This window comes from Streptomyces sp. WMMC1477 (assembly GCF_027460245.1).
GTDB lineage: Bacteria > Actinomycetota > Actinomycetes > Streptomycetales > Streptomycetaceae > Streptomyces.
This window is the reverse complement of record NZ_JAPZBD010000003.1, coordinates 2,568,193-2,582,474: the sequence shown is the minus strand read 5'-3', so window position 1 is coordinate 2,582,474 and position 14,282 is coordinate 2,568,193. Positions and strand designations below refer to the sequence as shown.

Annotated in this window: 9 protein-coding genes; 5 read left to right on the top strand and 4 right to left on the bottom strand. The window is 75.1% G+C overall.

Features of this window, described 5'->3' with window-relative positions:
• Positions 1-9 precede the first annotated feature (9 nt).
• Positions 10-1,995 (top strand): heavy metal translocating P-type ATPase, encoded by a 1,986-nt coding sequence (locus O7609_RS11895; RefSeq protein ID WP_269734912.1) that lies wholly within the window; start codon positions 10-12, stop codon positions 1,993-1,995.
• A 56-nt stretch (positions 1,996-2,051) separates the two neighbouring features.
• Here O7609_RS11895 and O7609_RS11890 read toward each other — a convergent pair whose 3' ends face one another.
• The gene (locus tag O7609_RS11890; RefSeq protein ID WP_269734911.1) at positions 2,052-4,352 is read right to left on the bottom strand and encodes a heavy metal translocating P-type ATPase; all 2,301 of its coding nucleotides are present in this window, start codon (positions 4,350-4,352) and stop codon (positions 2,052-2,054) included.
• 341 nt (positions 4,353-4,693) lie between these two features.
• On the opposite strand from O7609_RS11890, the gene O7609_RS11885 reads away from it, so the two are divergent.
• A complete protein-coding gene (locus tag O7609_RS11885; RefSeq protein ID WP_269734910.1) occupies positions 4,694-6,034 on the top strand; it encodes a TrkH family potassium uptake protein in 1,341 nt (446 codons plus the stop codon).
• A complete protein-coding gene (locus tag O7609_RS11880; RefSeq protein ID WP_269734909.1) occupies positions 6,027-6,713 on the top strand; it encodes a potassium channel family protein in 687 nt (228 codons plus the stop codon). The genes O7609_RS11885 and O7609_RS11880 overlap by 8 nt, the downstream gene beginning before the upstream one ends.
• Positions 6,714-6,767: 54 nt before the next feature.
• On the opposite strand, the gene O7609_RS11875 is transcribed toward O7609_RS11880, so the two are convergent.
• The 3 genes from O7609_RS11875 to O7609_RS11865 all read right to left on the bottom strand — a co-directional run bounded on the left by O7609_RS11875 (position 6,768) and on the right by O7609_RS11865 (position 8,817).
• Positions 6,768-7,469, bottom strand: coding sequence for a hypothetical protein (locus tag O7609_RS11875; protein ID WP_269734908.1), 702 nt, complete (start codon positions 7,467-7,469; stop codon positions 6,768-6,770).
• A gap of 92 nt (positions 7,470-7,561) precedes the next feature.
• Positions 7,562-7,984, bottom strand: a complete 423-nt coding sequence (locus O7609_RS11870) for a hypothetical protein (RefSeq protein ID WP_269734907.1) — start codon at positions 7,982-7,984, stop codon at positions 7,562-7,564.
• A 98-nt stretch (positions 7,985-8,082) separates the two neighbouring features.
• On the bottom strand, positions 8,083-8,817 hold the full coding sequence (locus O7609_RS11865) for a (2Fe-2S)-binding protein (protein WP_269734906.1): 735 nt from the start codon (positions 8,815-8,817) through the stop codon (positions 8,083-8,085).
• A gap of 354 nt (positions 8,818-9,171) precedes the next feature.
• Between O7609_RS11865 and O7609_RS11860 the strand changes: the two genes are divergently transcribed.
• Together O7609_RS11860 and O7609_RS11855 are read left to right on the top strand one after the other, a co-directional pair.
• Positions 9,172-11,166 (top strand): S8 family serine peptidase, encoded by a 1,995-nt coding sequence (locus tag O7609_RS11860; protein ID WP_269743560.1) that lies wholly within the window; start codon positions 9,172-9,174, stop codon positions 11,164-11,166.
• Positions 11,167-11,300: 134 nt separating this feature from the next.
• Entirely contained in the window at positions 11,301-14,210 is a 2,910-nt protein-coding gene (locus O7609_RS11855) for a LuxR family transcriptional regulator (protein ID WP_332330062.1), read from the top strand.
• Positions 14,211-14,282: the final 72 nt, after the last annotated feature.

The window sequence follows — 14,282 nt, the reverse complement described above, 5'->3', positions numbered from 1 at the left end:
AGCGGCCCCATGACGTCCACGCTCATCCGCCCGGCCCCGGCGGCGACGGGCGACCGGCCGCCGCGGGCCCGGCGCACCCGTGTCCTCGCGCTGCCCGAGGTGCGCTGGGCCGCCACCGCCCTGCTGCTGTTCCTGGCCGCGCTCCCGCTCGACCTCCTCGGCGCCCCCGCCTGGGCCTGGGGCCCGCTGTACGCGCTCGTCTACGCGGCCGGCGGCTGGGAGCCGGGCTGGGAGGGGCTCAAGGCGCTGCGGGAGCGCACGCTCGACGTCGACCTGCTCATGGTCGTCGCGGCGCTCGGGGCGGCGGCCATCGGCCAGTTCCTCGACGGCGCGCTGCTCATCGTCATCTTCGCCACCTCCGGGGCGCTGGAGGCCGTCGCGACCGCCCGCACCGCCGACTCGGTGCGCGGTCTGCTCGACCTCGCCCCGGCGCGGGCCACCCGGCTGCGGCCGGACGGCACGGAGGAGCCGGTCCCGGTGGAGGAGCTGGCCGTGGGCGACCTCGTCCTCGTCCGCCCCGGCGAGCGCATCGGCGCCGACGGCCACGTCCTGGACGGGGAGAGCGAGGCCGACCAGGCCACCATCACCGGGGAGCCGCTGCCCGTGGCCAAAAGACCGGGCGACGAGGTGTTCGCCGGGACGCTCAACGGCACTGGGGCGCTGCGGGTCCGCGTCGCCCGCGACCCGGCCGACTCCGTCATCGCCCGCATCGTGGCCATGGTCGAGGAGGCCGCCGGCACCAAGGCGCCCACCCAGCTGTTCATCGAGAAGATCGAGCAGCGCTACAGCCTCGGCATGGTCGCCGCCACGCTCGCGCTGTTCGCCGTGCCCCTGGCCTTCGGGGCGGAGCTGGAGCCCACACTGCTGCGGGCGATGACGTTCATGATCGTCGCCTCGCCCTGCGCCGTCGTGCTGGCCACCATGCCGCCGCTGCTGTCCGCCCTGGCCAACGCGGGACGCCACGGGGTCCTCGTCAAGTCGGCCGTCGCCGTGGAACGGCTCGCCCAGGTCGACGCCGCCGCCCTGGACAAGACCGGCACCCTCACCGAGGGTGCCCCCGTCGTGGCCGAGGTGTGCCCCCTGCCCGGGAGCGGGCTGGGCGAGGACGGGGTCCTCGCCCTGGCCGCCGCCGCGGAGCTGGGCAGTGAGCACCCGCTCGGCCGGGCCGTCGTCGAGGCCGCCCGCGGCCGGGGGCTCGGCCTGGCCACCGCCGAGGGCTTCGCCGCCACCCCCGGCTCCGGGGTCAGCGCCCGGGTCGGCGGCGCCGAGATCGCCGTCGGCAGCCCCGCCCGCCGCCTCCCCGTCCTCGCCGGGCACCGCCAGGCCCGGACGGTGGCGGCCGGGCTCGTCGCCGGGCTGGAGCAGCGGGGCCACACGGCCGTCCTGGTCACCCGGGACGGCGAGCCCGTCGGCGTCCTCGGCGTCACCGACCGGCTCCGCCCCGACGCCGCGCCCACCGTCGCCGCGCTCGCCGCCCTCACCGGCACACCCCCGCTCCTGGTCACCGGGGACAACGCGGCCGTCGCCCGGCGGGTCGCCGCCGAGGCCGGGATCGACGACGTCCGGGCCGGGCTGCTGCCCGAGGACAAGGTCGCCGCCGTACGGGAGCTGGAGGCGGCCGGGCGCAGGGTGCTCGTCGTCGGCGACGGCGTCAACGACGCCCCCGCCCTGGCCGCCGCGCACACCGGCGTCGCCATGGGCCGCGCCGGCTCCGACCTCGCCCTGGAGACGGCCGACGCCATCGTCGTCCGCGACGAGCTCGCCGCCGTCCCCACCGCCGTCGCCCTCGCCCGCCGGGCCCGCCGGCTCGTCGTCCAGAACCTGTGGATCGCCGGGACGCTCATCGCCGTCCTCGTCGTCTGGGACCTCGCCGGGCACCTGCCGCTGCCGCTCGGCGTCGCCGGGCACGAGGGCTCCACCGTCCTCGTCGGGCTCAACGGCCTGCGGCTGCTGCGCGAGTCCGCCTGGCGGCGGGCGGCCGCCGGGACGCGCTGACGCACGGGCGAGGGGGCGGCCGGTACCCGTCCGGCCGCCCCTCCGCGCCCCGGGGCTCAGCGCGCGGCGGCGGTGAAGGTGCGCAGGCGGAGGCTGTTGGCGACGACGGAGACGGAGGAGAAGGCCATGGCCGCCCCGGCGATCATGGGGTTGAGCAGCCCGGCGGCGGCCAGCGGCAGCGCCAGGACGTTGTAGCCGAAGGCCCACACGAGGTTCGACTTGATGGTGTTCAGCGTCCGGCGCGAGAGGCGGATCGCGTCGGCGGCCACCCGCAGGTCCCCGCGGACGAGGGTGAGGTCGCCCGCCTCGATGGCGGCGTCCGTGCCGGTACCCATGGCCAGTCCCAGGTCGGCCTGGGCCAGCGCGGCGGCGTCGTTCACCCCGTCGCCCACCATGGCCACCGTGCGGCCCTCGCCCTGGAGCCGCTTCACGACGTCGACCTTGTCCTGCGGCAGCACCTCGGCGATGACCTCGTCGATGCCGACCTCGGCGGCCACCGAGCGGGCGACGGCCTCGTTGTCCCCGGTGAGCAGGACCGGAGTCAGGCCGAGCGCGCGCAGCCGCCGGACGGCCTCGGCGCTGGTGGGCTTGACCGCGTCGGCCACCTCCAGGACGGCGCGGGCCGCCCCGTCCCAGGCGACCACGATCGCCGTGCTGCCCCGGGCCTCCGCCGCCGCCTTCGCCTCGGCCAGCGGTCCGGGCAGCGTGAGGGCCCTTCCCCGCTCTCGGCCCCGCTCGACCGGGGGAACCCCCATGGCCAGCAGCTTCTCCCGGCCGACGAGCACGGCGTGCCCGTCCACGACCCCCTGGACGCCGAGGCCGGGGAGGTTCGCGAAGTCCTCGGGGGCGGGCAGCGTGCCCACGCGCTCGGCGGCACCGGCGGCGACGGCCCGGGCGATGGGGTGCTCGGAGGCGTGCTCCAGCGCCCCGGCCAGCCGCAGCACCCGCTCCTCGTCCTCGCTCTCGCTCTCGGCGACGTGCACGGCCAGGAGCGTCATCGTGCCGGTGGTGACGGTGCCGGTCTTGTCCAGGACGACGGTGTCGGCCTTGCGGGTGTTCTCCAGCACCTCGGGCCCCTTGATGAGGATGCCGAGCTGGGCGCCCCGCCCGGTGCCGACCATCAGCGCCGTCGGCGTGGCCAGCCCCAGGGCGCAGGGGCAGGCGATGATCAGGACGGCGACGGCGGCGGTGAACGCGGCGGTCAGCCCCGCGCCGTCGACCAGCCAGAAGCCGAACGTGGCGAGGGCCAGGGCGATGACGACGGGCACGAAGACGGCCGAGATGCGGTCGGCCAGGCGCTGGGCCGCGGCCTTGCCGTTCTGCGCGTCCTCGACCAGCTTGGCCATCCGCGCGAGCTGGGTGTCGGCGCCCACCCGGCTGGCCTCCACCACCAGGCGCCCGCCCGCGTTGAGCGTCGCACCCGTCACGCCGTCGCCCACGCCGACCTCGACGGGCATCGACTCACCGGTCAGCATCGAGGCGTCCACGGCCGAGGAGCCCTCCACCACGGTGCCGTCGGTGGCGATCTTCTCTCCGGGCCGGACGACGAACCGGTCGCCGACGGCGAGCCGCGCCGTGGGGACGCGCTCCTCCCGGCCGTCCGCACGCAGGACGGTGACCTCCTTCGCGCCCAGCTCCAGCAGCGCCCGCAGCGCGGCGCCCGCGCGGCGCTTGGAGCGGGCCTCGAAGTACCGGCCCGCGAGGATGAAGGTCGTCACCCCGGCGGCGGCCTCCAGATAGATGTTGCCCGCGCCGTCGGTGCGCTGGATGGACAGCTCGAAGGGGTGCGTCATGCCGGGCATGCCGGCGGTGCCGAAGAACAGCGCCCACAGCGACCACAGGAACGCCGCCGAGGTGCCCAGCGAGATGAGCGTGTCCATCGTGGCTGCGCCGTGCCGGGCGTTGGTCCAGGCGGCCCGGTGGAAGGGCAGCGCGCCCCACACCACCACCGGCGCAGCCAGCGTCAGGGACAGCCACTGCCAGTAATCGAACTGCCAGGCCGGGACCATCGCCAGCGCGATCACCGGCACCGACAGCAGCGCCGAGACGAGCAGCCGCTGCCGCAGCGGCGCCGTCTCGTCCTCCTCCGGTGCCGCCTGCGCGCCCTCCTCCTCCGCGGGGGGCCCGGGGGCCGGGGGCGTGGCGGTGTAGCCGGTTGCCTCGACGGTGGCCACCAGGTCCTCGACGGCCACCGCGTCGCCGTAGGTGACCCTGGCCTTCTCGGTGGCGTAGTTGACGGTGGCCTCGACCCCGGCCATCCGGTTCAGCTTCTTCTCGATCCGGGCGGCGCACGAGGCGCAGGTCATGCCGCCGATGGCGAGTTCGACCTCGGCCGTGCCGGGTGCCGTCGTTGTCATCTCTGCTCCTCGGGCTGTGTGCGGGGCTCGGTCGCGCCCCCGGGTCCGGCGTCTCTCGTCCGGCCCGGCGGCGGCGTCCACCGCCCCGCTTCCCATGATACCTAGCGGGGGTATCAATCTCTGCCTTCTTTATACCCTCGGGGGGTATGTGGCGCAAGCGTGTGGGCCCGGCCGTCCGCCCGGTCGGCCTCGTGGTCGCACCTGTCGTGGCGGCGGATGAGTGCCGGTCCCGCCGCGCCGCGCCCCGGCGCGAGGGTGAGCTGAAGCGCTGTCGTGCCGGTGACTGGCTATCGTCGTCCGGTGCGTGTTTGCGTAGAAAGACCGTTTTGCCGGGATACGTCATGGTGACGCGCCGTCGGCCGGGGCACCCCGCCCAGGTGGTCGTCGCGGCCTTCGCCACGGCGGTCGCGGCGGGGACGGTGCTGCTCATGCTGCCCGCGGCCAAGGCGGAGCCGGGTGGCGGCGCGCCCGTGCTGGAGGCCCTGTTCACCTCCACCTCGGCCGTCTGCGTCACCGGGCTGATCGTGGTGGACACGCCCGCGTACTGGTCCGGCTTCGGACAGGCCGTCATCCTCGGGCTCATCCAGGTGGGCGGCTTCGGCATCATGACGTCCGCCTCCCTGCTGGTGATGCTGCTCTCCCGCCGGCTCAACCTGCGGGCCCGGCTGACCGCCGCGTCGGAGACCAAGGCGCTCGGCCTGGGGGAGGTACGTTCCGTCGTCCTCAATGTGGCCAAGGTGAGCCTGGTGCTGGAGGCCGTCACGGCGGCGGTGCTGATCCCGCGCTACCGGTTCGGCTACGACGAGCCCTGGCCCGAGGCGCTGTGGCTGGGCGGCTTCCACGCCGTCTCGGCGTTCAACAACGCCGGTTTCGCGCTGTACTCGGACAGCCTGGTGGGCTTCGTCACCGACCCGTGGATCTGCCTGCCCGTCGCCCTGGCGGTCGTCGCCGGCGGGCTGGGGTTCCCCGTCCTGTTCGAGCTGCGGCGGCGGTGGCGCAGGCCGCGCGGCTGGTCCCTGCACACCAAGATCGTGCTGTGGGCCTCCGGGGCCTTCCTGCTCGGCGGCACCGCGTTCGTCACCGCCGTCGAGTGGAACAATCCCGCCACCCTGGGCCCCCTGGAATGGGACGGCAAGCTGCTGGCCGGGTTCTTCCAGGGCGTCATGCCGCGCAGCGGCGGGTTCAGCACCGTGGACACCGGCGAGATGAACCCGGCGAGCTGGGTGGGCATCGACGTGCTGATGTTCGTCGGAGGCGCGAGCGCGGGCACGGCGGGCGGGATCAAGGTCACCACGTTCGCCGTCCTCTTCTACGTGATCTACGCCGAGATCCGCGGCGACACCGGGGTGAACATCCTCAACCGCCGACTGTCCGGCGAGGTACAGCGCCAGGCCCTGACCGTAGCCCTGCTCTCGGTGGCCGCCGTCGTCGTCTCCACGGTGGTCTTCATCGTGTTCACCGACATCAACCTCGACCAGTCGCTGTTCGAGGTCGTCTCCGCGTTCGCCACCGTCGGCCTGTCCACCGGCGTCACCGCGCAACTGCCCCCCGTCGAGCAGGTGCTGTTGGTCGTGCTGATGTTCGTCGGCCGCCTTGGCCCCATCACCGTGGCCTCCGCGCTGGCCCTCCGCCAACGTGTCCGCATGTACGAGCTGCCCGAGGAGCGACCCGTCATTGGATAGGAAGTCCCGTCCCAGCAAGCGCCGTTCGACGGCCTCCTCGGTCGTCGTCATCGGGCTGGGCCGTTTCGGCCGCGCCCTCGCCCTCGAACTGGCGGACGAGCACACCGAGGTCCTGGGCATCGACGCGGACCCCGAGGTCGTGCAGGCCGTCTCCGGATCCCTCACGCACGCCGTGCGCGCCGACTCCACCAAGGAGGACGCCCTGCGTCAGCTCGGCGTGCACCAGTTCGACGGTGCCGTCGTCGGCATCGGCGGCAACCTGGAGGCCAGCATCCTCACGGCCTCCCTGCTGATCTCCTTCGGGATCCAGGACGTGTGGGCGAAGGCCATCAGCGAGGCGCACGGCCGCATCCTCACCCAGCTCGGCGTGCACCACGTCGTCTATCCCGAACACGACATGGGCCAGCGCGTCGCCCACCTCGTGCGGGGCCGCATGCTCGACTACATCGAGTTCGAGGACGACTTCGCCATGGTCAAGACGAGGGCACCCGCCGACGTCGTGGGGCTCCGGCTGGCCGACAGCGCCGTCCGCTCCCGCTACGGCCTGACCGTCGTCGCCATCAAGCGTCCCGGCGAAGGCTTCACCTACGCCACCCCGGACACCGTCGTGGAGCGGGACGACACCCTCATCGTCGCCGGCCGCACCCACCAGACCGAACGCTTCAGCGAACTGGGCTGAGGCCGCGGAAGGCGCGACCGGCCCGGGCCCCGGGCCGTCCCGGGGCCGCGGCCTTCAGTGCTCGTGGCCGTCGTCCTCGTGGGGCTTCTCGGAAGCCGGCGGTGTCGAGGGTTCGGGCTCGGCGCCGGGGTCGGACCCGGCCGGGTCCGTCGGTGTCTCCGGGGCGGTGTCCTCGTCGTGGCCGTGCGGTTCGTCGCCGTCCTCGTCGTGGCCGTGCGGTTCGGTCTCCCCGTCCGTGCCGTGCGCGTGGCTGTGCTCCAGCGCCGCCCGCACCGCGGGCACGGTGACCTGCGTCGTCCCCGCCGCCATGACGCCGGCCACGAGGACCGCCGTCAGGGCGGAGCCGAAGCCGCGCCCGCGCCGGATCAACCAGCTGACCAGGGCGAGCACGACGACGACCTGAAGCACCGCGGCGGTGAGGCCCGCCCGGCCGAACTCCTCGGCCTGGCCGGCGGCCGGTCCCACCGGCATGCCGACGGTGCGGCTCACGGCCCAGGTGCCCAGGGCCCCGACCGCGCCGGTGAGCCCGAACGCCACGGCCCAGCGCCCGCCACCGCGCAGCGCCATGGCGGCCCAGATCACCTGGAACGCGCCCAGCGCGTAGAAGAAGACGCCCGCGAGACGCCACTCCGCGAAGTGATCGGGGCCCGCGGCGAGGTGTATCGCCCCGGCGCCGAGCGACGCGAACGCCGCGACGACCAGCTCCGTGCCCAGCCGTGGCGACGTGCTCGCGCCGGCTTTCCCTCGTGCTCCCATGATCGGTCCTCTCGTTTCTCCGGGGTGTGAGATCGGCAGCGCTCGGCGCCGCGTGCTGCCGGATGCGTCGGCGGCGGCACGCGGTGGCTTCGCTAGACCCGCGAAACGCAGAGCAGGGTCGGTGTGGGGCGTGGTGGAGGCCGGGGCCTCGTGCCGGAGCCGCGCGGTGGGAGAGGGGCGAGCAGCTCTGCGGCCGGTGCGCGTGACGTGGTACCGCTGCCGGAGTCGTCCGGCGGCGGTGTGCGCTCACCGCCGGCGGGAAGCCCCTCGCAGCCGCTGCCGTCGTGCGCGTTGCGGTGGTGCGGCCTCTCGTCGTTCCGGTCGTCGTCGGCGCCGGGGGACGGTTCGCGAGCGCCGTGGACGGGCGGTTCCGCCCGGAAGGAGAACGCCACGTTCAGGGAGGCGTGGTCGTGCTGCCGTGGCGCGTGGGCGGCGCTTCCGCCGAGGCCGTGGCTCAGGGCGAGCGTCAGCAGCAACAGCGGAGCGAGGGCGTACGCGGCGGCCCTGCGCTGCATCCTGCCCTCCTCCGCTCGTGGGTGGCGCGTACCCTACCCCACCCGGAAGAACGGATTCCGGCCATGATCGCGGGCGGCGCGGGGCCGGCGACGCGGCCTCACCGGCCGGCGTGCGCGGTGCGGGAGCGGTGGCGCAGGACGCAGTCGCCGCAGGTACCGCCCCCGGGGACGCGGTAGTAGAGGCAGCAGTTGTGGCGGGCGAGGGCCAGCCCGTCCGGGGCGGGCGAGACGGTACCGGCGTCGGCCAGGGGCGGGTGGCGCAGGACCTTTTCGGCCAGGGTGACGGCGGTGGCGCGGACGTCGGGCCGGGCGTCGGCCAGGACCCGCAGCCCGCCGACGAGGGCGGAGGCGGCGTTGCCGTGCAGGGAGTGCCAGGAGACGCGGGCCAGCTCGCGGACGGCGTCGCCCAGCGGCCGGAGGTTGGCCTCCACGACGGTCGCGTGCAGCGCCCCGGCCAGTCCGGTGGGACCGTCGGCGGGCAGGTCGCGGGGTTCGGGCAGCCAGAGCCGCAGCGGTCCGGCCGGGTTCGGGCACCACCACACCCGGGCGGGATCGAGGTCGGGGACGCGACCGGCGAGGGAGGCGGAGGCCAGTGCGACGGACCACAGCCGGGAGGCGAGGCCGAGCTGGACGGTCGAGGCGGCGACGCGGGTCTGGTCGGTGCCGAGCCGCCGGGCGACGAAGGCGGTGTACGAGGCCAGCGCCGGGCCCTCGCCGTACAGCTCGCCGAGTGGCCGGAACCCCTCGGGGTCGGGCCGTGGGCCCGGGTGAATGTGGAAGAACGGCCCGACCTGGCCGACCCGGGCCAGATGGTCTCCAGGGGGCGACACCATGCGCGACTTCCTCGCTCGCCGTCTCGGGTTCGCCCGACAGCATGGCAGAGCCGCGGGACGGCCGACGGCGCCGGGGAGCGCGGGAAGACAGGGGGTTTCCCCGGTTACAGGGGAGGGGCGGATTCCTAGGGTGAGCGGATCACCGGGTCCTTCAGTTCGGAACCGGTGGTTCCGCGCAAGACAACCGGGCCTGCCGTTCGGGGCGGGTCCGGTTCTTCTCCCCCGTGAGGTCGTTCCATGGAACCTGTCATGCCTACATCAAGACGTCCCCGTCGACGCCCCCCATCCCGCCTCCGCCGTAGTGCCCTGGGGGCGGTCCTCGCCTCCGCCCTGGCCGCCGGCGCCATGTCGTCCATGGCCGTCGCCCCCGCGTTCGCCCAGCCCGCGGACGACGGCCCGGGGACGATCCTCGGTGCGAACGCCCCCGACCGCGTCCAGGACAGCTACATCGTCACGCTCAAGGACGGCCGCTCCGCCACGAGGGGGGCGAAGCGGCTGGCCGAGCAGCACGACGGCAAGGTCAAGCACGTCTACGGCAAGACCCTGAACGGCTTCTCGGTCGCCATGAACGAGGCGTCCGCCCGGGCCCTGGCCAACCACCCCGACGTCCTGCGCGTCGAGGCGGACCGGGAGGTCTCCCTGTCGGAGACCCAGACCGACCCGCCGTCCTGGGGCCTGGACCGCATCGACCAGGAGAGCCTGCCCCTGGACGACGCCTACAAGTACGGCAGCACGGCCTCCAACGTGCACGCCTACATCCTCGACACCGGCATCCGCACCACCCACGAGGACTTCGGCGGCCGGGCCACCTGGGGCGTCAACACCACGGGTGACGGAGTCAACACGGATTGCCAGGGGCACGGGACCCACGTCGCCGGGACCACCGCCGGTACCTCCTACGGCGTCGCCAAGAGCGCCCAGCTCGTGGCCGTCAAGGTCCTGGGCTGCAACGGCAGCGGCACCACCTCCGGCGTCATCGCCGGAGTGGAGTGGGTCACCGCCAACGCCGTCAAGCCCGCGGTGGCCAACATGAGCCTGGGCGGCGCCGCCAGCCAGGCCATGGACGACGCGATCACCGCCTCCTCCGCCTCCGGCGTCACCTACGCCGTCGCCGCCGGCAACTCGAACGTCGACGCCTGCACCGCCTCCCCGGCCCGCGTCCCGGCGGCCATCACGGTTGGGTCGTCCGTCTCCGACGACAGCCGCTCGTCGTTCTCCAACTACGGCACCTGCCTGGACATCTTCGCGCCCGGCAGCTTCATCACCTCCGCCTACATCGGCCACGACGCGGACGTCCGGACGATGAGCGGCACCTCGATGGCGTCCCCGCACGTCGCGGGCAACGCCGCCCTGATCGCCTCGGCGAACCCCGACTGGACCCCGGAGCAGATCCGCGACGCGATGGTGGCCGACGCCACCGACGGCGCCGTCGTCAACCCCGGTACCGGTTCGCCGAACAAGCTGCTGCGGGCCACCGGCACGACGATCGCCAACGACTTCAGCATGGCGCTGTCCTCGTCCTCCGGCACGGTGAAGGACGCGGCCTCGGTCACCACCACCGTGGACACCACGCTGGTCAAGGGCACCCCGCAGGACATCACCTTCAGCGCCGACGGTCTCCCGGCCGGCACCACGGCCGCGTTCGACCCGGCGAGCCTGACCACCGGTGGAAGCACCACCCTGACGCTGACCACCTCGGAGACGACGCCCGCGGGGATCCACGAGATCACGGTGACCGCCACCACCGCGGACATCACCCACAAGGCGTTCTACACGCTGTTCGTCTCCACGGCCCAGTGCCAGAACGGCCAGCTCCTGGTCGACCCCGGCTTCGAGGGCGACACCCCGGACACGGGCGGCGACACGAAGAAGGGCAAGGGCAAGGGGAAGAAGAAGCACGAGGAGCCGCCGGTCCAGACGGGCTGGACGGCTTCTGACGGTGTCATCGGAACCCACGCCGAGTGGCCCGCGCGCTCCGGCTCGGCCAACGCCGTGCTGGGCGGCGCCGGAACGCAGGCCACAGACTCGATGAGCCAGCGCGTGACGCTCCCCGAGGGCTGCGCCCAGTACGCCCTGGACTTCTGGCTGCAGATCGACACGGAGGAGTCCAGCGACGGCCCCTGGGACACGCTCAAGGTCCAGGTGCTGAACGCCGAGGGCACCAGCGTCCTGAAGACCCTGGAGACCTTCGACAACACCGACGGCTACGGGACGGGCGCCTACGTCCAGCGCTCCCTCGAGCTCGGTGACTTCGCGGGCCAGGACATCACCCTGCGCTTCCTCTACGCGGAGGACTGGATCTGGCAGACGACCTTCGTCCTCGACGACGTCACACTGAACGCCGTGTGACGGGGCGGACGTTGTCCGCTGGTGCGGCTGGACGACGTCCGTGAACGAAGCCCGTCCGGGTCCGGGGCGCTGCCTTCCCCGTCACCCGGGCGGGCTTCCCGCCGTTCTGGCGAGACCATTGATACGCCGCTCACCTGTGGTTATCGTGCGAGCGCACCAGCCCCGTCGGCACTGGAGGGGACATCAGCGCGCTCACCGATCCCCGACTCCCCCGATCCGCGGAACCCGCCCGTCCGCTGGTCGGCAGGGACGCTCTGCTCGCCACCGTCCGTTCCCATCTGGACCTCGGCCGGCCGGTGCTCCTCACCGGGCCGAGCGGTATCGGCAAGAGCGCGCTGCTCACCGCGCTCGGCGCGGCGCCACTGCCCGACGACCGCGTGCTGCGGATCGGCGGCAGCGACTCCGAACGGTGGATATCCTGGAGCGCCGCCGCCGACCTGCTCGGGCGGCTCCCCTCCGCCCGCACCGCCGACCTCGCGTACGCCCACCGAGCGGCCGTGGACGCCATCCTCCTGCGCAACGGCGCCCGCGCGAGCTCCCCCGAGCCCGCCGCGGGCCTCGGCGGCCGGGGCCCCGAGCCCGATCCGCACGCGGCCCGGCTGGCCCTCCACGAACTCCTCCACCGGCACCTTCGGGCCGGGCCCGCACTGCTGCTCGTGGACGACCTCACCCGCGTCGACGCCGAGTCCGCCGCCCTCGTCGCCTACGCCGTACGCCGCCTCGCCGCCGCCGGGCTCGGCTGCGTCTGCACGGCACCGCCCGGCGCCCGGCCGCTGCCCGGAGGCGTGGAGGTCCCGGTACCGGCGCTCTCCTCCGAGCAGCTCGCCGACCTGCTCGCCCCCTTCGCCCTCCCGGCGCGCGCCGCCAATACCGTCCACGCCGACTCCGGCGGCAACCCGTACCTGGCGCTCTCGCTCGCCGCCGCCGTCACGGACCGGCCCGAGGGCTCCCGGCCCGTCGGCGGCCCGCGCCCGACGCCGCTGCCCCCGGCCCTGCAGGCGGTGATCGCCCAGCGGCTGGGCGAGCTGCCCGAGCGGGCCCGCGCCACCCTGCTCACCGCGGCCCTGGCCGCCGACCCCGCGGTGGACCTGCTGGAGCGCGCCGGGCACGACGCGGCGGAGCAGGACGTCGCCACGGCCTCCGCCGCCGGGCTGCTCGTCCTCGTCCACGGCGGCATCCGCTTCACCCCGCCCGCGGTCGCCGCCGTCCTCGTCCACACCGCCGACGCCGAGCGGCGCGCCCGCTCCCACCGGGCCCTGGCCACCGCCGTCCCCCACGCTTCCGGGCGCGTCCGGCACGAGGCGCTGGCCTCCCCGGAACGCACCCAGGGCCGCTCACTGGCCGCCGCCGCGGAGACCGCCCTGCGCAGCGGGGCACGCGCCCTGGCCGCCGAGCTCTTCCTCCTGGCCGCGGACCGGACCTCCACCGCCGAGGCCCGCGAGCGCTTCGAGTGGTGCGCCGCCGCGGCCGAGGCGGGCGCCGCCGAGTCCCTGCCCGAGATCGTGCACCGGGCCGCCGACACCGTCCTGGCCGGGGAGTCCCACCGCGCCCAGCGGGTGCGGGTGCGGCTCGCCCTGGCCGATCTGTCCAGCCAGGCCCTGGCCTGCATGGACGAGACCCTGGCCGGGGCGCTGGAGGACGCGCAGGGCGATGCCGCGCTCACCGCCCGGGTGCGGCTGCGGCTGGCCTGGGCGCGGATGGTCGGCGGGGACACCCCGGGCTCACAGGACGAGGCCGTCGCCGCCGCCGGGCTCGCCCGTTCCGTCGCCGACCGGGGCACCGAGGCCCTCGCCCTCACCGTCCAGGCGGTGAACCACCGGGTGACGGGCCGGCCCGACGCGGCCCGGCGCGCCCTCGCCGCCGCCCTCGCCCCGCCCGCCCCCGTCCCCGAGGGCCTGCTGCCGCTCTCGCCCCGCTTCTACGCCGCCCGCTTCGCCTTCTTCGACGACCGTCTCACCGCCGCCCGCACGGAGCTGCTGCGGATGCTGAGCCAGGTGGAGCGCGGCCGGGGCGACGAACTCGTCCTCGTCCTGCGCTGTCTGGCCGAGGTCTGCGCCCGCATGGGGCGCTGCCGCGACGCCCTGCACTACGCGCACCGTGCGGGCCGGGTCGCCCGCGAGTGCGGCACGAGCCCCGGGCCGACGTGGTACACCCGGGCCGTCGCCGAGCTGGCCGGCGGCAGCCTGAGCCGCGCCACCGCCTACGCCGAGCGCGGCGTCCGCGCCTCCGAGCAGGAGCAGGACGCCATCCACCTCGGCCGCTGCCTCCACGTCCTCGGACAGGCCCAGCTCCTGGCGGGCGACCCGGCGAAGGCGGTACGCAATCTGGAGCGGGTCCGTGCGGGCGAGCGCCGCAGGGGGCTGACGGCACCCCTGGTCCTGCGCTGGCACGGCGATCTGGCCCTGGGGCTCGCGCGGCTCGGCCGTACCGCCGAGGCCGCCGAGGTGATCGCCGAGGCCCGGGCCGCGCTGGCCCGCGAGGCCGCGCCCGAGGGCGCCGTGGCGGCCCAGCTCCTGCGCGCCGAGGCGCTGGCCACGGCGGTCGAGGGCGACCCGCAGCGTGCGACGGAACTGCTGGGGACGGCCCGACGCCGGTTCGCCGTCCTGGGACAGCCGTTGGAGGAGGCGCAGTGCCTGCTTCTCGTCTCGCGGCTGGAACGCCGACGCCGTCGCCGTGCCGCCGCTCAGCGGGCCGCCGAGGAGGCCCGTGAGCTGCTGGCCGCCTGCGCGGCCGGGCCCTGGACGGAGGAGGCCGAAGGCGCCGTGCGCCGCTGCGAGACGGGCGGCGGCCGGGGCACCGCCGCGGCGCCCCCGTCCGGTGCCGCCGGCGGACTCGCGGGGCTCACCGAGGCCGAGACCCGGATCGCCGTGCTGGTCGGTGCCGGTGCGAGCAACCGTGAGGTGGCGGCCCGGCTGTTCCTCAGCGCGAAGACGGTCGAGGGCACCCTGACCCGGATCTACCGCAAGCTCGGCGTGCGCTCCCGCACCCAGCTCTGCTCCCTCGTCAGCGGGCGCCCGCACGCCGCCCCCACGCCCCCGGGCTGAACGCCCGGCGTCCGCGGGGCGTCCGGCGCCGGGCCCCGCCTCTACCCGTGTGGGGTAAGGGCGGGCCCGCGC

Bases quoted from the DNA above. Each gene is read 5' to 3' on its own strand.
- O7609_RS11895 (WP_269734912.1), top strand. From the start codon at position 10: ATGACGTCCACGCTCATCCGCCCGGCCCCGGCGGCGACGGGCGACCGG.
- O7609_RS11890 (WP_269734911.1), bottom strand. From the start codon at position 4,352: ATGACAACGACGGCACCCGGCACGGCCGAGGTCGAACTCGCCATCGGC.
- O7609_RS11885 (WP_269734910.1), top strand. From the start codon at position 4,694: ATGGTGACGCGCCGTCGGCCGGGGCACCCCGCCCAGGTGGTCGTCGCG.
- O7609_RS11875 (WP_269734908.1), bottom strand. From the start codon at position 7,469: ATGGGAGCACGAGGGAAAGCCGGCGCGAGCACGTCGCCACGGCTGGGC.
- O7609_RS11870 (WP_269734907.1), bottom strand. From the start codon at position 7,984: ATGCAGCGCAGGGCCGCCGCGTACGCCCTCGCTCCGCTGTTGCTGCTG.
- O7609_RS11865 (WP_269734906.1), bottom strand. From the start codon at position 8,817: ATGGTGTCGCCCCCTGGAGACCATCTGGCCCGGGTCGGCCAGGTCGGG.
- O7609_RS11860 (WP_269743560.1), top strand. From the start codon at position 9,172: ATGGCCGTCGCCCCCGCGTTCGCCCAGCCCGCGGACGACGGCCCGGGG.